The organism is Photobacterium rosenbergii (assembly GCF_033022775.1).
GTDB lineage: Bacteria > Pseudomonadota > Gammaproteobacteria > Enterobacterales > Vibrionaceae > Photobacterium > Photobacterium rosenbergii_A.
Window position 1 is genome coordinate 626,850 of the sequence record NZ_JAWJZI010000002.1, and the last position, 21,397, is coordinate 648,246.

At 45.5% G+C, this 21,397-nt stretch carries 21 protein-coding genes; 13 read left to right on the forward strand and 8 right to left on the reverse strand.

Features of this window, described 5'->3' with window-relative positions; translation table 11 throughout:
- Positions 1-200: 200 nt before the first annotated feature.
- The 3 genes from R2X38_RS06980 to R2X38_RS06990 all read left to right on the forward strand — a co-directional run bounded on the left by R2X38_RS06980 (position 201) and on the right by R2X38_RS06990 (position 4,530).
- A complete protein-coding gene (locus R2X38_RS06980; protein ID WP_317521462.1) occupies positions 201-1,688 on the forward strand; it encodes a sigma-54 dependent transcriptional regulator in 1,488 nt (495 codons plus the stop codon).
- Between the two features lie 11 nt (positions 1,689-1,699).
- A complete protein-coding gene (locus R2X38_RS06985) occupies positions 1,700-3,739 on the forward strand; it encodes a cache domain-containing protein (RefSeq protein WP_317521463.1) in 2,040 nt (679 codons plus the stop codon).
- A gap of 404 nt (positions 3,740-4,143) precedes the next feature.
- The gene (locus R2X38_RS06990) at positions 4,144-4,530 is read left to right on the forward strand and encodes a hypothetical protein (RefSeq protein ID WP_317521464.1); all 387 of its coding nucleotides are present in this window, start codon (positions 4,144-4,146) and stop codon (positions 4,528-4,530) included.
- Positions 4,531-4,604: 74 nt separating this feature from the next.
- Here the strand turns inward: R2X38_RS06990 and R2X38_RS06995 are convergent, their stop codons facing one another.
- Positions 4,605-5,879: a transglycosylase SLT domain-containing protein gene (locus R2X38_RS06995; protein WP_317521466.1), complete on the reverse strand. Its 1,275-nt coding sequence runs from the start codon at positions 5,877-5,879 to the stop codon at positions 4,605-4,607.
- 221 nt (positions 5,880-6,100) lie between these two features.
- Here R2X38_RS06995 and R2X38_RS07000 point away from each other — a divergent pair, with 221 nt between their 5' ends.
- The 5 genes from R2X38_RS07000 (at position 6,101) to R2X38_RS07020 (ending at position 9,606) form a co-directional block, all read left to right on the forward strand.
- Positions 6,101-6,616 carry a lecithin retinol acyltransferase family protein gene (locus tag R2X38_RS07000; RefSeq protein ID WP_317521467.1) on the forward strand — a complete coding sequence of 172 codons (516 nt, stop codon included), beginning with the start codon at positions 6,101-6,103 and terminating at the stop codon, positions 6,614-6,616.
- A gap of 161 nt (positions 6,617-6,777) precedes the next feature.
- A complete protein-coding gene (locus R2X38_RS07005) occupies positions 6,778-7,059 on the forward strand; it encodes a polyhydroxyalkanoic acid system family protein (RefSeq protein ID WP_317521469.1) in 282 nt (93 codons plus the stop codon).
- A gap of 233 nt (positions 7,060-7,292) precedes the next feature.
- A complete protein-coding gene (locus R2X38_RS07010; RefSeq protein WP_317521470.1) occupies positions 7,293-7,922 on the forward strand; it encodes a phasin-related domain-containing protein in 630 nt (209 codons plus the stop codon).
- A 77-nt stretch (positions 7,923-7,999) separates the two neighbouring features.
- Positions 8,000-8,359, forward strand: a complete 360-nt coding sequence (locus tag R2X38_RS07015) for a phasin family protein (protein ID WP_317521471.1) — start codon at positions 8,000-8,002, stop codon at positions 8,357-8,359.
- Between the two features lie 308 nt (positions 8,360-8,667).
- On the forward strand, positions 8,668-9,606 hold the full coding sequence (locus R2X38_RS07020; protein ID WP_317521472.1) for an alpha/beta hydrolase: 939 nt from the start codon (positions 8,668-8,670) through the stop codon (positions 9,604-9,606).
- A gap of 81 nt (positions 9,607-9,687) precedes the next feature.
- Here the strand turns inward: R2X38_RS07020 and pbpG are convergent, their stop codons facing one another.
- The 7 genes from pbpG to fdhD form a co-directional block, all read right to left on the reverse strand.
- Positions 9,688-10,584 carry a D-alanyl-D-alanine endopeptidase gene (gene pbpG / locus R2X38_RS07025; RefSeq protein WP_411184765.1) on the reverse strand — a complete coding sequence of 299 codons (897 nt, stop codon included), beginning with the start codon at positions 10,582-10,584 and terminating at the stop codon, positions 9,688-9,690.
- Between the two features lie 130 nt (positions 10,585-10,714).
- Positions 10,715-11,068 (reverse strand): hypothetical protein, encoded by a 354-nt coding sequence (locus R2X38_RS07030; RefSeq protein WP_317521474.1) that lies wholly within the window; start codon positions 11,066-11,068, stop codon positions 10,715-10,717.
- A gap of 229 nt (positions 11,069-11,297) precedes the next feature.
- Positions 11,298-11,930, reverse strand: coding sequence for a TetR/AcrR family transcriptional regulator (locus R2X38_RS07035; protein WP_317521475.1), 633 nt, complete (start codon positions 11,928-11,930; stop codon positions 11,298-11,300).
- A gap of 85 nt (positions 11,931-12,015) precedes the next feature.
- Positions 12,016-12,534 (reverse strand): DUF2505 domain-containing protein, encoded by a 519-nt coding sequence (locus tag R2X38_RS07040; protein ID WP_317521476.1) that lies wholly within the window; start codon positions 12,532-12,534, stop codon positions 12,016-12,018.
- An 11-nt stretch (positions 12,535-12,545) separates the two neighbouring features.
- On the reverse strand, positions 12,546-14,531 hold the full coding sequence (locus R2X38_RS07045; protein WP_317521477.1) for an SDR family oxidoreductase: 1,986 nt from the start codon (positions 14,529-14,531) through the stop codon (positions 12,546-12,548).
- 568 nt (positions 14,532-15,099) lie between these two features.
- Complete coding sequence (locus R2X38_RS07050; RefSeq protein WP_317521479.1) at positions 15,100-16,014, reverse strand: helix-turn-helix transcriptional regulator; 915 nt, start codon at positions 16,012-16,014, stop codon at positions 15,100-15,102.
- A complete protein-coding gene (gene fdhD / locus R2X38_RS07055) occupies positions 16,014-16,931 on the reverse strand; it encodes a formate dehydrogenase accessory sulfurtransferase FdhD (protein WP_317521480.1) in 918 nt (305 codons plus the stop codon). Before fdhD ends, R2X38_RS07050 begins: the two co-directional genes overlap by 1 nt.
- A gap of 271 nt (positions 16,932-17,202) precedes the next feature.
- Here fdhD and R2X38_RS07060 point away from each other — a divergent pair, with 271 nt between their 5' ends.
- From R2X38_RS07060 to R2X38_RS07080, 5 genes are all read left to right on the forward strand, one after another.
- On the forward strand, positions 17,203-17,673 hold the full coding sequence (locus R2X38_RS07060; protein WP_317521482.1) for a DUF3305 domain-containing protein: 471 nt from the start codon (positions 17,203-17,205) through the stop codon (positions 17,671-17,673).
- A complete protein-coding gene (locus R2X38_RS07065; RefSeq protein WP_317521484.1) occupies positions 17,663-18,373 on the forward strand; it encodes a DUF3306 domain-containing protein in 711 nt (236 codons plus the stop codon). The genes R2X38_RS07060 and R2X38_RS07065 overlap by 11 nt, the downstream gene beginning before the upstream one ends.
- A 281-nt stretch (positions 18,374-18,654) precedes the next feature.
- A complete protein-coding gene (locus R2X38_RS07070) occupies positions 18,655-20,334 on the forward strand; it encodes a 4Fe-4S binding protein (RefSeq protein ID WP_317521485.1) in 1,680 nt (559 codons plus the stop codon).
- 9 nt (positions 20,335-20,343) lie between these two features.
- Positions 20,344-20,949, forward strand: coding sequence for a molecular chaperone (locus R2X38_RS07075; protein WP_317521489.1), 606 nt, complete (start codon positions 20,344-20,346; stop codon positions 20,947-20,949).
- Between the two features lie 199 nt (positions 20,950-21,148).
- The gene (locus tag R2X38_RS07080) at positions 21,149-21,388 is read left to right on the forward strand and encodes a twin-arginine translocation signal domain-containing protein (RefSeq protein ID WP_317521491.1); all 240 of its coding nucleotides are present in this window, start codon (positions 21,149-21,151) and stop codon (positions 21,386-21,388) included.
- Positions 21,389-21,397: the final 9 nt, after the last annotated feature.

Consider the following 21,397-nt stretch of genomic DNA (forward strand, 5'->3'; position numbering starts at 1 on the left):
GCGAGTCAATAAGCAAATCAAATGCCAACTTGAATATGTTGCGTATAATACCTTCGTGAATACTGATAAGATAATGATTTGAAACAAAATATTCGTCAATCTTCACATTGTTTGAAAAACATTTTGAAACATCTTTGACAGACATAATGAGAGTGAGACAAAATGTCCCACCACTATAACCATAATATATTTAGGTTTTTATGTCTGAAAATGCGTCAGTGTCATGGTCTGCGGTATCGGTTTTGGTCGTCGATGACGAGCCGGGAATGCGTGCCATTTTAAAAAAAGCATTGAGCAAACAATTTGCTCAGGTTGATGTTGCAGGAAGCATTGAGGAAGCGGAAGAGCTGCGTAAAAGGTGCCATTTCGATCTGTTGATTGTTGATATCAACTTGCCGGGCCGCTCCGGGATCGAGTGGCATGAAGCCTTTGATCCGCAGACACGTCGTAGCGACGTTATTTTTATGACGGGTTACGCTGATTTGGAAACAGCGATTAGGGCACTGAGGGCTGGCGCGTCAGATTTTATTCTCAAACCATTCAACCTTGATCAAATGATGCAGTCGGTACAGCGCTGTATCGAGCGTCGTTTGGTTGAAAGACAAAACTTTGCGCTGCAGCGAGATGTCGAGCGCAGTTATCCGGTTGATATTATCGGTGACGCGCAAAGTACCTTGTCGATGAAAAAACTCATTGCCCAAATAGCACCTTCACAAGCTGCAGTATTAGTAGAAGGTGAGTCTGGCACTGGTAAAGAGCTCGTTGCTCGTGCGCTACATCAACTGAGCCAGCGTAGTGGCCCCTTTGTACCATTGAACTGTGGTGCTATCGCGCCTGATTTGCTTGAGAGCGAGCTATTCGGCCATGTTTCTGGTGCATTTACAGGTGCGAAGAAAGGCCGTGAAGGTCTGTTCCGCGTGGCAAACAACGGCACCTTGTTCCTGGATGAGATTGGTGAAATGCCACTCTCTATGCAGTCATCCTTACTGCGTGCGTTGGAGCAGAAAGCGATTCGCCCTGTGGGTGCCGAGCGTGAAGTACAGGTGGATGTCCGAATTGTTGCCGCAACCAACCGTAACCTGAAAGAAGAAGTGGCCGAAGGGCGCTTCCGTCGCGATTTATATTATCGCCTTAATGTGCTGACGGTCGAATTACCAGCATTGCGTGAGCGTTTGGATGATATACCCGCGCTGGCCCATCACTTTACTCAGCAACTTGCCAAAGATTTAGGTTCCAAGCCTGTTAATTGGACTCATGAAGATATTTCTGCGATGCAGGCTTATGATTGGCCGGGTAACATCCGTGAGTTACGTAACATGATGGAACGCTGTTTGTTGTTGGGTAAGCCCCCCGCAGATTACTGGCGTGAATTGGCCGGCGAAGCCCCTTTGCGTGCCAATACTGTGAGTGACGCTGTCACTGAAATCGCTTCAGAAATGCCCGATAGCTCTGAGCAGGCATCTTTGTCATCAGCTGCCCCATGCCAATGTCAGGAGGGGGATGACACCACATTCTGCTATCCAAGTGATTGGACACTGAAGGAGGTCGAAAAAGCCCACATAATGCAAGTTGTCGATTCCCATGAAGGTAATAAGTCTGCTGCGGCTAGGCAGCTTGGTGTGGCGCGAAAGACGCTTGAGCGAAAATTCAAAGAATGGGCTGATGAGGTCCTGACTTCAGCAGAGTAATAAGGCCAATTATGAAGCAGTGCATTGCGATTTGGGTTCGGCGCTTTCGGACTATGGTGCGTTATCGGTTACTCCTGCTGACTTCTGTGCCGATAATTATAACGTTATTGGCATTGATCGCCCTGACCATGTACTGGACGGTGATTTACACCTGGCAAAATGCCTTGATGAATGTACGGGCTGACCTTGCTGTTGCTCATCACAGTATGGAGTTGTTGCAAAAAGAGCAAAGAATGCGGTTGGGCTCTCTGACGGAGTCTTACCAATTCCAGACTTGGCTCAAAGAAGATCAAAGTCAGCTGATTGATTGGGTCAAACAACAAGCCGGTCAATATGACTTGGACTTTGTGGTTATCCATCCGGCTTCCGCCCTGGGTGAATTTCCCAAGGCAAATCGACAGCTCCTGCAGCAGGGAGAGGAGCAGACTTTCTTCCAGAGGTTGGCTTCTTATGAGTTGGATGACCTTCATCCAGATCTGCCAGCACGGGCCCAAATTCCGTTGCTGAATGAAAAATCTCTGGTATCCGACGGGCTGATCAGTCGCAGTTTAATACCGATTTTCAATCAACAGGGCGACTTGCAATGGATAGTCGATGGCGGGATTTTGCTCAATAACAGTACCCAACTCGTCGACCGCATCCGTGACTTGGTTTATGCGTCGGATACTTTGCCTGAAGGCAGTATCGGTACGGTTACGCTATTTATGAGCGATATTCGAGTCAGTACCAATGTACCTTTGGATAGCACCCAGCTAAATGGCCGAGCCATTGGCACACGAGTTTCTGACGATGTGAAAGAATCGGTCCTCAAACAGGGTGATATGTGGGTCGATCGGGCTTTTGTCTATGACGATTGGTATGTCTCGGCCTATGAGCCTCTGAAAGACTATAACGGCAATATTATCGGGATGCTTTATACCGGATATCTCGAATGGCCGATGATCAAAATCTACCTGACCAATATTGTTGAACTCGGGGTGGGGATCGTATTGGTCTTATTGCTTTCTGGGGTGATCGTCTACCGTGGTGCGAGGGATCTGTTTCGGCCTATCGAGAAAATGCACCAAGTGGTTTCTGCGATTCAGTTAGGCCTAGACCGCCGTATAGGTAGCTTGGACTTAACACGCGGTCATGAGCTTCAAATTCTCGGCAAGCAGTTTGATACCATGCTTGATCAACTTCACCAAAGGAATGAGGTAATCAAGCAGGCTTCATTGCAGCTCGAAGATAAGGTGCAAAGGCGCACTCAAAGCCTGCGAGAAAAAACCGAGGAGCTAGAGCAGCATATTAAACTGCTGAACCAGGCCAGAAGTAAGTTGGTTAGTAATGAGAAGTTGGCGGCCTTGGGAGAGCTAACCGCAGGCATCGCCCATGAGATCAATAATCCCACAGCGGTCATTTTGGGTAATGTAGAGTTGATGCAGTTTGAGCTGGGTGATGATACAGAGCGTGTCCGGGAAGAGCTGGAAGCTATTCACGGGCAGATTGACCGTATTCGCAATATTACCCGAAGCCTGCTGCAATATAGCCGACAAGGTGGTGTCCAAGATGAAGTGACTTGGCAGCATTTGAATCCCATTGTCGAAGAAAGTTTGACCTTGGTAAGGAGTGGCACCAAGAAATTCGATGTTGAAATCCAAACTGAACTCAATGCACGTTGTAGTGTAGAGGTTAATCGCCACCAAATGCTCCAGGTATTAGTGAATTTACAAATGAACGGCATTCATGCGATGGATGATCAGGGCATATTGGTCGTCAGTACTGAAGATTGGTTTGATGAAAAAGGCGAAGCGATTGGTGCCATGGTCAGAATAAAAGATCATGGTTGCGGTATCAGCCAAGAAAACATCGAGCGCATATTCAATCCTTTCTATACCACCCGAAGGAGCGGAACGGGTTTGGGACTGTCGGTCAGCCAAGGTATTGTCAATGGGATAGGTGGTGATATCGAAGTGGAGTCCGAAGTGGGTAAAGGATCGGTATTTACAGTTTATCTGCCGGAAAAAGCCAATAGCGAAAACAAGATGATTGTAGACTTAGAGACAATTTAGGTCATTAAAGTAAAAAGGGCATGTTTTAACATGCCCTTTTTACTTTAATGAACGCTTTAACAATAAAAGTTTCATCGCTTTTTACCGTGAGGTGATTACATGAAGACGAGGCCAACAACCATAAATGCCAAGCTAGTGAATACTGTACGTGTGATGATGCCTGTGTGAGTTGGATTGATCATTTCTTGATGCTGCATATATTACCCTTTTATGACAAATTGAAGATCTTTGTGTTTTTCTTTTCACTTTTTCATCATAGATCAAATTTCTTATATTTGAAGCATTAATTGATAGAATTGTGCACACTGTCGATTTGTATGATATATGCCGGAGGTGCATAAAATCTTCGGCATTATTTTTTGAGTGTCTATAATTGCAGAAAAGGCCAAGTTACGGATGACGCTATGAAAATTGCAGTTTTATTACTCGGAGCCTTGCTTCAATTTTTTGCTCTTTATATCGCGTTTTACTCAGACCTTCCTGGAAGCATCTATTTTGCGACATTAATCTCTGTGGTGGCGATGGCATGTGTTTTGGTTATTCGACATCTTGTTGCCCCTGTGTGCTTAATGGCCGGGATATTGATTGGTTTGTCTCTATCACACAATGAGTCGGATCTGAAAACACTCAACGTCCTAGAAGGGCAAATGTTGGCCTGGTTTGAACCAGAGGGACACGGTTTTGCTCAGTCCATAGAAACCGAAACGGAAATTACTCACTTAAACATCCCGCCCATTGAAACAACGACGGTCCCAAAAGAAGAAACTCTTGCGGCCGTTACCTCGAACTAAGCAAGCTAGCTTGATTGTTATTCAGGCAGTGCGCCATAGAACAAAAATAGCACTTTGTGGTGTGAGTTGACCTGCTACTCACTGACGTTGGGGATTAACAGCTTTTGGCCTGCAAAAATGGTAGCGTCACTGAGGTTGTTAACCTGCTTGATTAAATCAACCGAAATGTTGTTGATGTAGGCCAGTTGGTTAAGTGAGTCTCCCGCCTGAATATCGTAGACGTCGTAAGTTTGTTTGGCGTAGGTGCGGGCATTCTTATGCTCGAAGAACAGGGTTTTGTTCTTCATCGGCATCAAGATTTTGTTATCTTTGTTTTTTCGGGTATAGCCTGCGGTGTAGCCAGGGTTGTAGTGATACAGCTCTTTGCTAGATAAACCAGAATATGCCGCAACTGTACCTAGTTTAATCCTTCGGCTTATCGTAATTTCTTCAAGTACAGGCTCAGCTTTGATTGTGTGGAGTGGAAGATCGTAACGATAGCCGTGGTGTTTAACCAGGTCTGCCATGGCTAACAATTTGGGTACATAGTGGCGGGTTTCTTTGGGAAGTTTAAGAGACCAGAAATCTGTCGATTGGCCAAATTTTTTGTTTTGCTTGATAGCCGTCCTTACTCGGCCGCCACCCGTATTGTATGCAGCAATAGCATGCAGCCAATCCCCATCAAACTTTTCGTACAGGTATTCGAGGAGATCCAGGGCAGCCTCTGTTGAATAGACAATATCTCTCCGCCCGTCATAGCCTTTTATAATATCTAATCCAAACGTTTTACCGGTAGGCTCAGTAAACTGCCAAAGACCTGCCGCGCCTTTGTGTGAGTAGGCAAATTGATCAAAGCTACTTTCAACAAAGGGCAGAAGGACCAGCTCTATGGGTAAGTTGCGTGCTTTAACTTGCTGGTAAATATAATAGAGAAATGGCTCTGCCCGGGCTGTGACTTTTTCTACATGGTAGGGGTTGTTGACATACCAGCGTTTGTAATAACGGATAGTACGGTTGTTTGGCACCTTCATCGTGAGCTCGCCGGCAAGTAGATCCCACATATCTGGTTCTTGTAATTCTTCTTGTGCAGTGTTGTCGTGAGTGGCGAATGTTGGATGAAGAACAGCAGGGCTTGCAGTTAACTCATTGATATATAATGTTGGCTTTGAATTTGGTAGGCGGGATCCTGTAGCAATAAAACTGCCAGCAAACAAACGGCTATCTACTTCACATTGATTATCAGCATCTTCAGGTAATGACTGAGCAGAAGCGGTTTGCGCGCTTAGATCTCCTTGATTAACCGTTGGGATTGATTGACATCCAATGGTGAAACATATGAACAAAAACAAAAATATACTTCTCATGATCATAATAAATTATCGCCAGTCAAAAATTTATTGTGATGTCTGTCATTATTTTGACGTCTTTTTTTATGTTAGCAGTGTTCAGGTAGATTGGAAGTAAGCTACCAAGGTAAAGCGCGTGACAGCCCGAAAATATGTGTTCTTATTCGAAATGAGACAAATTTCACATTATTGCTTAGTAACAACTAGGCTTTACGATACTGATAGCGACTTGGATAGACGTATTTATGCAGAGCACAAATTTTCCGGCCGGTACGGTATTGAGAATTCGCTGTAGTACTTATTGGCACTACGGCATCGCTGATGGTAGAGGGTATGTTATTCATAACTCGAAGAAATGGCGTCGGGTAGAGCGGGAGACTGAGGTCGAATTTTCAGAAGGGCGTCGGATAGAAGTCAGCGATATTGCAGGCCCTTATCCTCGTGCGGCAGTGCGGTATGCCAAATCAAAACTTGGCCGAACTTACAACTTGTTTAACCAAAACTGTGAACAATTTGTCCGGGAAGCCCACGGCTTGCAGATAGAGTGTACTCAATTTCAGCGTTTGGTGGTCGCAGCGGCAGGTGGGTACATGACACTCAGCGCCCCTTCGACTGTGATCAAAATGGCGGGGGTTGGTTTACTTCTCGGAGCTGTGCTAACGTCATCTGAAAAGCAGCCTTACCATAATGCCGTCAAAGGTGCCAAACTGGCAGTCGGTGCAAGCTTGATTCTGCCGACGTTGCTTCGTCGCTTGCTGTGATGACGTTTGTGATTGAAGCAAATATGACAGGTGATACACATTCTCTTAGGGTATCTGCAACAAATTTCAAAATGTTAGATCTGCCCCACAGAAATTTTTACAGTTAGGCCGTATGTTAACAAAAGGTGACTGAGTAAATACACTAATGCGCGAGAACTTCTGTGACGATTTTAATTGAACGCCATCATGACAGAGCACATGATGACATTACTACGCTAAGCGAAAAAATTGCAGGTCAGCTTGAACAGGAGTATGGCCTTACTTGGTCCTGGCAAGACGATAAAATGCATATCAAACACTCTGCTGCTAGAGGCTACTTGCATGCCGAGGATGGGAAGATAACCATTCAGCTTCAGCTTGTCGGTTTTGCAGCTGCCTTCTTTGCATCAACTATTGAAAGCCATATTACTGAACAGCTCGACAAGCATCTTCTTGCGAGTTAATTCAAAATAAATTCATGATTTTTTAAAAGGGCTCATCACGAGCTCTTTTTTTATCCTCTTGATCTATAGACTATTTCTCGGCATCTCCTGTGACGGTCCTCACAAACCAATTCTCTATCGCGATAAAGTGTTGTTTTAGGGAGAACATTCTAATTGAAATTCGTAAATTAAATACAAGCAGTCAGGCAATACCCACTGGCTGGCATTATCGCACAAGTATGGAGGGGAAACTGATGGGGATTTTTAAACAGACTGCGGAAGAATCCAATAAAGAGCAGATTCGTGACGCAATGGTATACAACATTTGGTTAGCTGGCCTTGGTGCCTACGCCAAGAGCGCTGAAGAAATGAATCAGCTTTCTGATAAAGGCAAGAGCCTATTTGATGAGCTGATTGAGCGTGGACGTGCAGTTGAGTCGAAAACTAAAGAGCGAGTTCACACAGCACGCAGCCAAACTTCAGTTGCGATTGAAGAACGCATGCACAACATGGTTCAGAAATTCATTGGTTTGGATAACGAGCGACTAGATCGTGTTGATGACAAGATCGACCAGCTAACTGCCAATATTGAAGCTTTGGTAGAACGCCAGAAAGCTCAAGCTGAGAAAAAGCCGGCTCCACGTAAGCGTACTGCTGCGAAAGCCACTGAAAAAGCAGCACCTGCAGCCAAGAAACCAAGTGTTGCACGCCGTAAAACAGTAAAAGCTGCTCAGCCAGTTCCAGCGGCAAAGCCAGAAGCTGAGAAAAAAGAGGTCGAGGCGCCGGTAAAGCCACAGACCGCAGCGGCAACTAAAGCTGTTGCGGAGCCAAAGGCTAAACCTGAAGACAAGCCTGCGGTAAGTACAAAACCTGAAGTGGTGTAAGCATAGCTTCCAATAGATATGCAGCCGTGAGTTAAATCGAGCGTGCTTAAAGCAAGATAACGCAAGAGGATATGATTATGAGCAACAATACAGTAGTGAAAGCGGCAAAAAATGTCGTTGAAAGTGGTGAAGGCATTGCACGTAACATTTGGTTAGCAGGCCTTGGTATTTACAGCCGTAGCTTGGAAGAAGCTCAGCAGCTTAATGAGAAGTCAAACCAAATGTTTGACGAGCTTGTTGAGCGCGGTAAGGAAGTCGAAATCCAGGCTAAAGAGTGTATTGGTAAGAACACGGAAAAAGCGACTGAGGAAGTAGAAGCAGGTATGAATGATCTGTTCTATCGCCTAAGTGGCGTTGACCGTGAGAAGCTTGAGCGTATGGACGAGAAAATCGACAAACTGACTCAAGCCGTTGAGAAATTGGCAGAAGCAGAGTAACTGCCAATACGGAGCTACGTTTATGCCAGCCAGACAATAAGTAGCTCCGGGCTGACCAACCGTTCCCAGTCTGCAGGTTGTGAAGCCTTTAGGTTGCGCGTGGGCCATGCACGCGCACCTTTTTTGCTTTTTTTGCTGCCTTCATCGGCAGAGTTTTTTTGCACCCTAGAAAAACAGCTGTTTTAACCTTAAATAACAGAAAACTAGGCACTTCTTAAAATTATGCATCATTTTTTTGCTACCAGATATTGACCAAACCCCTTGTTTAATTCTAACTTTGTAAATGAATTGTAAAAAAGGTGGCGTATATGGATAGTTGGCGTAATAGGGCTTTCAACAAGGTTTTATTCCGAATTATGCGGCAACGTCTTGCAAATTGTGAATCAACCGAAGAAATGCGAGATCTCATTTTATCTATTGATAACTATGGGCCTTTTATTGCTGCACCGAAGGGGATGGAGATCACGCCAACCCGTTTCGCCGATGTGTCTTGCGATTGGGTCGATATGCCCAAGAGCAGTGGTAATAAGATTATCCTTTACTTCCACGGGGGAGGGTTCTGCTTTCACAGCCCAAAGATTCACAATGCCTTTCTCGCCCGTCTGGCCAACTACACCAGTTCCCGAGGCCTCATGGTCAACTATCGCCTAGCACCAGAGAACCCTTATCCAGCGGCCCCCGATGACTGCTTTGCGGTCTACAGAGGGTTACTGGTAAAAGGCTACCACCCACACCAAATCTTCTTTGCTGGGGATTCTGCCGGTGGTAATTTGGTACTGACGACCATGCTGAGGATACGCGAAGCCAAATTGCCGCAGCCTGCTGGTGGTATTCTGATGTCGCCGGTGTCAGATATGGCCGTCACTGGCGAATCCGCCTTCAAAAAATGTAAGGACGATCCTTTCTTTGATTTAAGTACCTTACTTTTAATGCGCAATAATTACATTGGGATGCAAAACCCTTGTGATCCAGATATATCCCCATACTACGCTGACCATCATGATCTGCCACCGACATTTATCACTGCGGGTACCGAAGAGTTGCTAATGGATGATGCCACTCACCTCGCGGAGAGGATGGGGGCAGCCGGTAATGATGTAACCATCAATGTGGTTAAGGGTGTACCTCATGTCTATCCGCTGTTCTACCAACTAAGCGAAGCTCGGGATGCGATGAAGTTGATGGCTGGATTTGTACAAGAGAAATTCAAAGAGGCCAGTGAGTCGATTGATAAGAAAGCCAGTTGAGTTGATTGAGATAATTTCTATGTAATAAAAGAGAGCCCATTTCAGGGCTCGTTTTATTTTAATAGCTCAGAGCTGTCGGCATTAGTTTGTTAAGGTTGAGAGCTTATGCTTTTGGTAGTGCATTGCTGATTCCGATACCTTACCGCTATTGCCACTCTGCAGCCATTTCTTAATCCTGCCAGCATCACCCACTGGCGTAAGCTTGCCATAGGCATCCAGCGTTACAATAAGCAGTTGCCGGCCCTCTACATGGGTAACCATGGCCAGGCAGTGCCCTGCAATGTCCAGATAGCCCGTCTTGCTCAATCCGACCTTCCACTTCTGCCCCCTAACAAGCGCATTGGTATTGGTGTAGCCAAGTTTGTAACGGGGCTTCTTGAAATAGGCGGTATGGACAGGTGTGGTGCTGTATTTCTTTATTTTAGGGTAGGCGTAGGCCGCTTTGATCATCTTGGTGATATCTGCAGCGGTAGATACGTTATTCGGATCTAAACCAGAGCTATCAACAAATACAGTATCTGCCATACCGAGAGCTTTTGCTTTGGTATTCATAGCTTTGATAAAGGCATCATAGCCCCCAGGGTATTGCCGTGCCAAAGCCGCCGTAGCGAGGTTTTCAGAGGACATCAAGGCAATATGAAGTGTTTCACCACGTTTTAGCGTAGAGCCCATTCTGATACGCGAATAGCCGTTGTATATTCTTTCTTTGTCAATTTTTCCAAAGCTAATGGCTTCATCCAATGGAAGCTTGGCATCCAGCACTACCATCGCTGTCATCACTTTGGTCAGCGAAGCGACTGGCATCACTATGTCTGAGTTTTTCTGGAAAAGCGTCTGGTTGGTGTCGAGATCGGTAACGTAAGTACTGACTGAAGCTGTTTGGATGTTGGCTGTGTCTAGCTTACTGGCATGCGCTGCGAAGCCTGACATGAGCAGGCCAATGGCGATAAGTCGATTGAGATGGCGAAACAAAACCACTCCTTGTTGATATAACGGTTTATTGCATTATAGGCAAGGGTAGCTTGAGGGCAGGGACAGGTAAAGTTAGTTTAACGTTAATTGGGAAGAACTCCCTGTCATAGTTCATCCGTTAGGGTGCTTGATCATCTTAGCCTTTGTCTTCCCACCATTGGTACATACATAACACAAACCCAAGCGCACCTATGGTCGTCATCAATTGGTGAGTCAGCTCATTGAGTAAGTTAGGCTCAATGGACGAGGCCATAATCGCCACAGTGGCAAATGCGTAGGCCAGGTAACCCCATGAGCTACCGCGATATAACTGCAGCACTTCCAGTGCGATGAACAAGACTGATGACACGATATAGAAGCGATAAAACTTGCTGATAATATCGGTATAGAACTCACCGGCGAATCTTACCATTAACCAATGAAAACAGGCGTAGAAGACCGCAATACAGATTGTCGATTCTGATAGGCTTTTTATCAACTTAACGTTCATCCGCACTCTTCCAAAAATCACCTTACAATATAGATTTACATACTCTACCTGATGATGTTATTTCAAACTGTAAGAGTGTATTTGCAGTTAAGAAAAAGCTCGTTTAATGTTAGGAAAACTCAGAGTTTTACACATTAAGATTTGTATAAGTCGAATATAAAAAAACACCCCATTAGGCATGGGGTGTTTTTGATTATCCTCAATAGGAGCTAAATCTAATTTTGAAAGATTATGTCACTAACTCTTCAACCAAATCTTGATGGGTAAAGAAAGGGGACTTCGCGTTCTCGGTAAGATATGGTTCAACCATTGAAATGAGACGCAAAACGCCAGAGCGAGCAAGATCGCTTTCGGTGTAATGATCGTCAAGCAGAGTTTGATAGTTTAGCCAGTTTAAGCTAACTAGCAGGAGATTATCTGCCAACAGCGGCAGACTCTGTTCATCGCATTTGAGCTTACCCAGTTCGACGAGATGCTTTAACATGTCATTGCACAAATGGCGAAGTTTGAGGATCAGAGATCTGATCTTACGCTTGATCTGTGGGTTCTGGCCGTTAAGGCTATCCAAGTTTCTGAACAAAAAGCGGTAATGGGTAAATAGCGCCATTACGGTATGCATAAATGGCCAGTAGTCATCAAAGTCCTTGACTTGGCTTGCATATTCATTGCTGATGGTTGTCAGGGAGTTCTGTAGCTCATTGACGAGGGTCGCAATAATTTCATCTTTGCCACGGAAATGGTAATAGAGGTTACCAGGGCTGATCCCCATCTCGGTAGCGATGATTAACGTGCTAACTTGGGCAACACCATCACGATTAAACAGCTCAAGACTAACTGACAAAATCCTATCTTTGGTTTTCATCATCTTTTCCTTGTTATTCGAGCTTCACCTTCGACATAACCATCATTAGCATACTTTGACTATGCCGAAGGTGATGGGGGGAGCATTATTGCTCTTCGGCAACCAATTGCGGCAGTACTTCACGTAGGAAGTCGTACTCGCCTTGCATTTGCTCTTTCATATCACTGCAAATGAAGGAAACCAGGGTGCTGCCTACCAATGGTATAGCTGACTTCACATCCATGGTGACATGGTTTGAAGTGGCAATGCCTGGGCGGGTTGCTGGCTCACTGAAGATCATTTGGCCTTCGATTGTCGCTGGGACACCCAAGATTTCAATCTGCAGCTTACAGACCAGTTGCTCATTTTCCTGCCAATGCCATGACTCGGTTTGCTTGATGGTGTTGTAGCTACCAAGCAAGCTTTTCAGCACTGCAGGTACGTTCGCTGGCATCTCTCGTTGGGTTTCTACTCGGAAACCATCTTCTGTCTCTTCAAGCGTAGCGACACGGACATTCTTGGCACCCAGTTTCTGGTACTTTTCAGTAATGAGGTCTTCTTCACTGAAATAGCGCAGTAAGGTATCAAGATCTTCTTTGTAGTCGTGGATTACTGAAACTTGCATTGCTTACATCCTTACATGTGTATTTCGCGCATGATGCTATTAATAGCCACTACATCAGCAGAAGGCTGTTTAGGTTCCGCGTCTTCACCATCGTGCTTGCCGTGGTCTGGGTTGTAACCCGTTGCCATCAGCAGTTCACCCAGTTTCGGATAGACGCCGTGGATAAATGCGCCAAGTAGGCCGAGTTTGGTTGCAATACGCTTCGGTCGCTCAATAATGGCTTTGATAATTAAGTCAGCCGCTTCTTCTGGAGAAAGAAGTGGGATACCACCTTCAGCTTCACGGTAGTGATCAGAGATCATGCGAGTTTCAACTAGCGGCATGTTGATGGTTGTGAAATCAATGCCTTGTCCACCTAGCTCAGTACTTGCTGTACGGGTAAAGGTATCCAGTGCTGATTTTGATGCAGCATAAGCAGAGAACAATGGCTGGTTAGTCAATACCGCAATGGATGAGATATTGATAATGTGGCCTTCTCCGGCTTCGATCATCTCAGGTAGGTTACCCAGAATCATGCGCAGCGCACCGAAGTAGTTGATCTGCATTGTACGTTCGTAATCGTGCAGGCGGTCTGTTGCTTTTTCTACCGAGCGGCGGATAGAACGGCCGGCGTTGTTGATAAGAATATCAACCTTGCCATGGTCGTGTTTGATCTGCTTGATCACTTCCTGAGACGGCTCATCCTGGCTTAAATCGCACTGATAGATGAAGGCGTGGCCACCCAAGCGCTCGATTTCATTTCTAGTCTGTTGCAGGCGCTCAAGGTCACGGGCAATCAGAACTAGGCGAGCTTTCGTTTTTGCCAGTTTAAGCGCAGTAGTGTAACCAATGCCTGAAGAGGCACCCGTAATCACTACCACTTTGTTGTTCACACAGCCTTGTAGGGTTTTCTCGACATGTAATTCTGGGTCCAGGTTACGCTCCCAGTAATCCCAAATCTTGTCTGCGTAATCAGCTAGACGAGGGCAGCTGATGTTACTGTCAGACAGCGCGTTTAGCGTGTTGCTGCAGTCGAACTGAGTAGGGTAGTTGAAGTAGCTCAGCGCATCTTGTGGCATGTCCATCTCTTTGCTGATCGCATCGATAAAACGCTTGAGCGCTGGAACTTGACCAAGCTGGGACCAGAAATGCGAAGGGATCATGCGGAACACACGCATGTCCAGACGCATTGCCATACGTGGCGCATGGCCTGCTTCGGCAAATAAGTTAATCACTTCACCTGAGCGGTATGGATCAGGGTCCACGATATGGAAACACTGGTTATCCAGTTCAGGTTTGTGAGAAATATGGTCAATAGCATCGGCAACATAGTCAACCGGTACTAGGTTTAGGCGGCCGCCTTCAAGGCCTAGAAGAGGAGCCCACTCAGGTAGTGCGCGGCGTAGCTTCTGGATGATCTTGAAGAAGTAGTATGGGCCGTCAACACGATCGGCTTCACCCGTTTTTGAATCACCGATAACAATGCCCGGACGGTAAGCACGCCAAGGGATAGTCGCTGTTTCTTGTACAAGTTTTTCAGCGTTATGCTTGGTTGAGAAGTAAGCATGCTCAAGGCCAGTCGCCTCGTTAAGCATATCTTCGCGGAACCAGCCACGGTATTGGCCCGCAACAGCAATTGAACTGAAATAGTGGAAACAACCAGCATTAATGCGCTCGGCGAAACGTAGTGTATGTTCAGTGCCTTCAATATTGGCGCGCATCATATCTTCTTCGCTAGCAGTCAGATCATAAATAGCTGCCAGGTGGAAGAACTGATCAATTGTTCCAGTGAGTTTCTTGGTATCTTCAGCTGAGATGCCAAGGTTTGGTTCGGTAATCGAGCCCTTGATGCAGTGAAACTTGTTCTTAGGCAGATTATGTTTTTCTAACAGAGCTTCCAGTCTATCTTCAGAAATTTTGTCATAGGTGAGTAGGTAGATATCACCAGGACGTTTAGCCAGACGTTGTAATAACTGAGAACCGATAAATCCAGTTGCGCCGGTAATGAAATAATTCATGACCACTCCTTACGCGGTATTTATTTTTACATTCAATTGCAGAGTAATTTACTGGTCTGATGACCTTCTTCAGTGTGCATTCAGTGGCAGATATCCTCAAAGCAAATCGTGAATAAATGTGCTCTAGATCAAGATTCCTTGGGGGAATTATACGGTTTAGAGCAATTGCTCACGTTTTTTCTTTTTGGGTTTCATTTGTCACATCTGACCAGTGATAAATATCGGATATATGACAGGTGCTAAACATTAATAAATGTATATAAGCAAAAGGTCTAACACCCTTGACTTTATTGATTGGTTTATCTGTAAAGTCATTAGATAACAGTATGAATGGTAGGAAGAAAGAGTCTTTTTCAGGGGGAACTAGCGTGAGGTGTGCTTATGATGGCAAAATTTGCGTTTTTCATCTTGATAATCTCGTATTGATGGCATTTATCGTAGGCAGGATATAAAGGGAAAATTCTTTTTGATAGCGATTTATTAAATTCCATAGAGGGGCATCTGCGGCCCCTCTTTGTAGAGTTATGTGTCTTTAGCAAGAGTTAGTTTCGGGTTCTTAGCGGGGTGGCTACTTACCACTCCAAACCTGCTGACCACTACGGCTAAAGTTATAACCGCCTAGCTGATCACCTTTGCCCTGAATAGTATTGTCGCCTAAGGCGTGGAGGAGTTTCTGTTGCAGATCTCTGAAATAGATATTTTTCGGGATCACCAGCTCAAAGGCTTCAGTACAAAGCGGAATAAATCCAAGGCCAAATTCCCCCGCGGTACTTTGGCTGGCACATCCAACATCGGCCTCACCTCTGGCGATGTTGGATGCGAGTTCTCTTTCACTGTTGCAGGTTCCTATACTGGTCAGCATTTCAACCGTAAAAGCGTGCGTGTGCAACCATTCAGATAGGGCTCTCATGCTACCGGCACCTTCTTGGCGCATTGCCCAGCGCCAACGAGAAGACAGTAGCTCCTGAGGCTGAATAGAGCGGTTATTTACGCAGTCTGCTATCTCTTGAGATACCACTAAACCTTGCTGGCGTTCGAATGCATGGATAAGAACCCAGTTACGATGACCGCTGTATTGTTGCAGTAATGCGGGATGGCGAAGAGCGGCTTCTTCGGCATGTCCCCAATGAATGCAGCACATATCGACATGACCTTTACTCAACATTGCCAGGCCTTGGCGAGTACCAGTAGAGGTATAACCAATTAAAGCAGTGCTGCCTAGTTTATTCGCCATATCACCCACAATCATCTGTAGCAGTGGATCATCGGAGCCCGCTATCAGTAGGCGATCATTCAATACCCCATTGTGGCAGGACTCAAGTAACCATTTGTCGAGCATTGCTTTGGGGAAAAGCCATTTGCCGGTGACTTTAGTCGCGGGTAGTAATCCATCGTTGGCAAGGGCGTATACTTTCTTTTCATTCAAATCGAGATATTCGGCCACTTGCTTGGCATTCATGAAGTCTGGGTAGCTATTTTCCATTATTTGTTACCACCTTGCTGGTGGCCAGGATGCTGCTGATCAGTTTCGCCTTTATGCGTTGGTTTATGTGCATCTTCGACAGATAGACTCTCAGTATTACCTTTTACATCAAGTATTAGGTTCTCTACGCCGTTATACACCTGGAAGCGGTGGCCCTTGGCGCGGGCGATCATGGTGATCCCCAGTTTTTGCGCTAGTTCGTAACCCATTTGGGTTGCGCCGGAACGAGAGAGCAAAACAGGAATGCCCATCTGAGCCACTTTGATCACCATCTCTGAGGTCAATCGTCCCGTGGTGTAGAAAATCTTGTCGGCACCTTGCTCACCTTTGAGCCACATTTCACCAGCTAGTGTATCAACAGCGTTGTGGCGGCCTACATCCTCAACAAAAGACAAAATCTCCGTGTCTTTGCACACCGCACAACCGTGAACGGCACCGGCAGCTTTATACGTTTCGTTATGGTGGGTCAGCGACTCAAGTAAGCCATAAAGCTTTGATTGGGGAATACTTGGTTTAGGTAGTTGGATACCTTCCAGTTTCTTCATTACGTTACCGAACATGGTGCCTTGGCCGCATCCTGATGTAACGGTTTTCTTTTCCAGCTTTTTTTCTAGGCCATCGGTATTTTCACGGGTAATGACGGCGGCGGAATTGGTTTCCCAGTCGATGATCAAAGATTCGATGGCATCAATATCTTCAATAAAGCCTTGGTTTTTGAGATAACCAAGAACTAAAGCTGAGGGCCGCTCACCCAATGTCATCAGGGTAACAATTTCCACCCAGTTTAAATAAACGGTAAGAGGGTGTTCGCAGGCAATTTCTTTTTCCATCATATCACCATATTCATCCATGACCTGGACGGTCATTGTCTGACTCACGGATGAATTTGTTTTAATTATTTTTGGCAAATGGCTCATCAATTTATCCTGCTGTTGATGGTTGTTACTTGGCATCTAAAGGAAATCTTTCTGTTGGATGTGTTCATGTATACGCAACACTATCTGGAACGTCTACTTTTAAAACATAGATTAAGTCGTTGTCAGTTGTATAAGCAAACATCATTCCAACTTATTTGTTTCGGGAAATGTCTTTGCTTTACATGTCGTTATTAAAGTTGGTCTGATATTTGCTTTGTAGGTCTAGAAATAGGAGCTAGACAAGCCCAAACCAAAAAGTTAAGGAGGGAATGTGCCTGAACAATATAAGAACGAGTCACTTTGGCCGATAGCGTTTCGCTTAGTGTCAGAAGAGAAGCAAATTGGTCGTTGGACAACACTTTCTTGGTCAATTGAAGACGTTTGTTTATATGACGAAGATGAAAAAGCGACACTGGCAAATAAAGAAGGTGGCTATGTGATGCCATTGGAACTGCATCGCCACGAACGTTCTGACTACCGCTTTAACCTCAGCTCGCGTGATCCGCACTTATTTATTGTTTGTGAAGAAGAAAACGAACAGCTATCGCCATTACTGATTACGGCCGCCCAAGGGTTGGCAAGTAGCTACATGGATGGTGACTATCAAGTTCTTCATATAAAAGCACCTTTACAAATCCAAGCTTGGATGGAGGCCTTTATCGGTCGTCATGGCGAACAAATCGAATATCGCCGTAAACGTTGTAAAAACAAAGAGCAAAAAGGGCGTTCTAGTGGCAACTAACTTCTTCCAGCGTTGGTCTCAGCGCAAAATCAAGGCCAAGGATGAAGGCGAACCTCATTTAGAACCGGATACGAAAGAGCAAGAGCTTATCGGTCATGAACCGGTTGTTCAGAAACTTGTAAAAGATGACCTCGACCCTTCTGAGTCAGAGAGCACAGCTAGCAACGAGACTGTGAAACTTGATGATGAAGATAACGGCTCTGATCCTCAAACCACACTTCCTGAGTTAACCCTTGCTGATGCGGCAAAGGTTACGTTTGATTCTGGTGTATCAACCTTTATGAAGCAGGGGGTTGAGAAGTCGGTGAAAAAGGCGGCGCTGCGCAAGTTATTTCACTCTGAAGAATTTAACTATATCAGTGACATGGACGATCATACGGAAGATTTTTCCAATGTGCCCGTTCTTGATACCAAGGTGACTCAGCAGTTACGTCAATGGGTCAATGAGGTTGCGGAAACGGCAGAGGAAGCACTCAATGCTTGTACAGAAGCGGGGAGTGAGGCTCATACAGTTAAGAACACACCAGAGCAGCTTGAAACAGCAACACCAGGGTCTTACGCACAAGGCACTGATATACAGGGCTTTGGCACACAAGGCTCGGACGCACAAGATCCTGATTCTAATGATGCCGTAGATGTTGAAACCGGCCTAGCACTTTCTATCCCTACTGAAATAGAGAGTGAAGAAAAATCATCTTAATAACTAACAACAAACTGGGACAAAAAGGGAAAAATACCCTTAGAAATGATCGGGACATTTTGGCGCAATAGTCACCAAGGGGTGGGACAAATTGTCGCTAAGCGGTTCGGTCAATCTGTCCTAAATAGATTTTGACTCCCTATAAGTCATTTTACTCCGTGAAAAGTTGGATCGGTTATTGCTCTAGTAAAGAGTATGAAGCGAATTTTTTAGAAAATCCTTTTCTAAACAGTGAGTTTCAATCGCCACTGACTAACGGTGACGAGTAGACAGGAATAATAATGTTAAATAGTACACTTGAAGCACTATCCGCTACCAAAGCGCAAAATGGTAAAGCGAGACTGGCTGCCATAAATGGTACCGTCGAGCTTTCCAATCTCATTCCACCAACGGTTTCTTATGAAAGCCGCGGGAATGTGTTGCTGGTGGGTGCAGAAGACGTTATCACAACGCTTGAAACACAGTTTAGCTCGCTGAATTCGGTAACCCTACTTGCCACAGCGAAGACCGACTCTGAAGAAAAAGCCAAAAACAGTGTTAAACGGAATAACCTTTACTTTGCTTCTAAGGCAAGCGTGAAAGGTTACCTAGGCGCATTTGAAGTCTCCTGTGATGTCGAGAGCTTGTTAACGACAGTGAATCTGGCAAAAGTGGCGATTGGCCGTGATTGCTTTGATTTGATTGTTGATATGACGGACAAGGGCCTATCCGAGCTTGAAATTTCTGCTCCGGGTTATTACGCCGTTGGAACAGGTAAAGCGAAACTGGCCAATGCCATCGAAGATCTTCCTGAGATGATTGGGACATTTGATAAGCCGAAATACTTTCGACTGAATCCTGATCTTTGCGCGCATTCATCACGTGGGGTAAAGGGATGTGAGCGTTGTGTTGATGCTTGCCCAGCGGGTGCATTGTCCAGCACTGGCGATCATATAGAAATCAACCCATACCTTTGCCAAGGTGTGGGAACATGTGCGACGGCATGTCCGACTGAAGCGATTTCTTATGCGCTACCGGATCCGGCAAATACCCAACAATTCGTTTATCGACTATTGGAAAACTATCGAAAAGCAGGTGGTAAAAACCCGACATTGCTTTTCTTTGGTAACCGTGATGAAGACAAAGTAAATGCGAGCATCTCTGATCTACCTGAGTCTGTTATTCCCGTTGCATTGGAGGAACTGGCTACGGTAGGTATTGATACTTGGTTTAGTGCATTGGCCTATGGCGCGCATCAGGTACTTCTAGCAACGAACACCTCTTATATTCCTGACACTATCGATCGTGTACTACGTGATGAATTAGCAACGGCTCAGTCATTTTTGGCTGATATGGGCTATGACGTTGAACGTATTGCTCTGTTTGATTTTGCTGATGCCAAGACCTTCACGGGTTTTGACTCTGCATTATTGAATGTAGCGACTCCACTGGAAGGCGGTAAACGCGCGAAGTTGTTTACGGTTCTTGATGCCCTTTATGAAAACGCGGCGGTAAAACCAGAACGTACTGCGGTAACTGAAAATGCCCCTTATGGTTCCGTTGAATGCAAGTCTGAAGATTGCACCTTATGTATGGGGTGTGTGTCTGTATGCCCGACGCGAGCACTTCATGCCATTGGCGAGCGTCCTGGTCTTTTGTTTATTGAACAAGATTGCGTGCAATGTGGCATGTGTGAAAAAGCGTGTCCTGAAAAAGTGATTTCCCTCAATCCGGGTATGACTTGGAATGCTCAGGCTCGTCAGGAAGCACAGGTTCTGCATGAGGAAGAAGCGGCTTGTTGTTCCAGTTGCGGTAAACCATTTGCTCCGGCTTCTATGGTGAAAATGTTGACCGAGAAGTTACAAAATCACTCGCAGTTTCAGGGAGAAGCTATTCGTCGCTTAAATATGTGCGAAGACTGCCGTGTTCGCGATATTTTCTCGACGATCGTCGATGATCCTGAAAGTCAGCTAAAAGTGTAGGAAAAGCAAATGGAATCAGTACTTCAAACTCACCCAGAAGACAGTGCTCTGCGTGTTGAAATATATGGCTTGTTGGCACATTTGTTTCGCAAGGCACCGGATCAAACCGTTATAGGTTGGCTTTCTGCACTAGATGTTTCAGCCAATCAACATGCATCTTCATCTAACACAATGGCAGCCTCCTGGTCTGTTCTTAAATTGGCAGCCAAAACGGCTACTGTGCTGTCTGTCGAAGAGGAATATCAAGACCTGTTTATTGGCATTGGCCGTGGCGAGATTGTTCCATTTGGATCTTGGTACCTAACCGGTTCATTGATGGAAATGCCACTTGCCCATCTTCGTCGTGATCTCATGCAGTTGGGTTTTACCCGTGAAGAAAATGTCAAAGAGCCAGAAGATCATATTGCTGCTTTATTGGAAGTGATGGCGATGCTGGTGGAAGGGGGAGACAAGCATTTGCAGCAAGTTTTCTTCAATCGCCATATCGCGGCTTGGTTTGAGCGACTATGCGCTGATCTTAAAACGGCTAACAGCGCGGTGTTCTATAGCGCTGTCGCTGAGCTGGCTTTGCAGTTCCTGCTGGTGGAGAAAACACGATTGGTAGAGGTGAACTAGACTTTACCTAATTTTCATTTTTGTGACGACGTAACTGCTACCGCTACCTAGCTATGTAATGAGCGATGCAATGAGGGTGCTCAGTGGATAGTTGGAACAAGCCTTTTAAGTCGTTATTTATTATACGAAAAACTTAGCAAAAAATTGATTTCCGAAACGGGTTGATCGGATTCGGGAACACGATAAGGAGCAAGCTTTTATGAGTGAGCAGAACAAACCTAGTCAGAAAGAGACCAGTCATAATGAAACCCGTCAAAGCCGACGCCAGCTATTGAAAAATATTGGCTTGAGCGTGGCGGCTGGTGCTGCTGTTGCAGGTACAGCAACTGCGGTTCAGGCGAAGGTCGACAAGCCTGAGGGCTATAACAAAGATCAAGATGACAACACTACTGGCTATCGCGAAACTCAGCATATTCGCGATTACTACGAAACCTTGTAAGGCGGAGCA

Excerpts from the sequence above, each read along its gene's own strand:
- R2X38_RS07045 (WP_317521477.1), bottom strand. The coding sequence starts at position 14,531 with ATGAATTATTTCATTACCGGCGCAACTGGATTTATCGGTTCTCAGTTA.
- R2X38_RS07040 (WP_317521476.1), bottom strand. The coding sequence starts at position 12,534 with ATGCAAGTTTCAGTAATCCACGACTACAAAGAAGATCTTGATACCTTA.
- R2X38_RS07010 (WP_317521470.1), top strand. The coding sequence starts at position 7,293 with ATGGGGATTTTTAAACAGACTGCGGAAGAATCCAATAAAGAGCAGATT.
- R2X38_RS07075 (WP_317521489.1), top strand. The coding sequence starts at position 20,344 with ATGGAATCAGTACTTCAAACTCACCCAGAAGACAGTGCTCTGCGTGTT.
- R2X38_RS07035 (WP_317521475.1), bottom strand. The coding sequence starts at position 11,930 with ATGAAAACCAAAGATAGGATTTTGTCAGTTAGTCTTGAGCTGTTTAAT.
- R2X38_RS07070 (WP_317521485.1), top strand. The coding sequence starts at position 18,655 with ATGTTAAATAGTACACTTGAAGCACTATCCGCTACCAAAGCGCAAAAT.
- R2X38_RS07000 (WP_317521467.1), top strand. The coding sequence starts at position 6,101 with ATGCAGAGCACAAATTTTCCGGCCGGTACGGTATTGAGAATTCGCTGT.
- R2X38_RS07020 (WP_317521472.1), top strand. The coding sequence starts at position 8,668 with ATGGATAGTTGGCGTAATAGGGCTTTCAACAAGGTTTTATTCCGAATT.
- R2X38_RS06995 (WP_317521466.1), bottom strand. The coding sequence starts at position 5,879 with ATGATCATGAGAAGTATATTTTTGTTTTTGTTCATATGTTTCACCATT.
- R2X38_RS07030 (WP_317521474.1), bottom strand. The coding sequence starts at position 11,068 with ATGAACGTTAAGTTGATAAAAAGCCTATCAGAATCGACAATCTGTATT.
- R2X38_RS07080 (WP_317521491.1), top strand. The coding sequence starts at position 21,149 with ATGAGTGAGCAGAACAAACCTAGTCAGAAAGAGACCAGTCATAATGAA.
- R2X38_RS06985 (WP_317521463.1), top strand. The coding sequence starts at position 1,700 with ATGAAGCAGTGCATTGCGATTTGGGTTCGGCGCTTTCGGACTATGGTG.
- R2X38_RS06990 (WP_317521464.1), top strand. The coding sequence starts at position 4,144 with ATGAAAATTGCAGTTTTATTACTCGGAGCCTTGCTTCAATTTTTTGCT.
- fdhD (WP_317521480.1), bottom strand. The coding sequence starts at position 16,931 with ATGAGCCATTTGCCAAAAATAATTAAAACAAATTCATCCGTGAGTCAG.
- R2X38_RS06980 (WP_317521462.1), top strand. The coding sequence starts at position 201 with ATGTCTGAAAATGCGTCAGTGTCATGGTCTGCGGTATCGGTTTTGGTC.
- R2X38_RS07050 (WP_317521479.1), bottom strand. The coding sequence starts at position 16,014 with ATGGAAAATAGCTACCCAGACTTCATGAATGCCAAGCAAGTGGCCGAA.
- R2X38_RS07015 (WP_317521471.1), top strand. The coding sequence starts at position 8,000 with ATGAGCAACAATACAGTAGTGAAAGCGGCAAAAAATGTCGTTGAAAGT.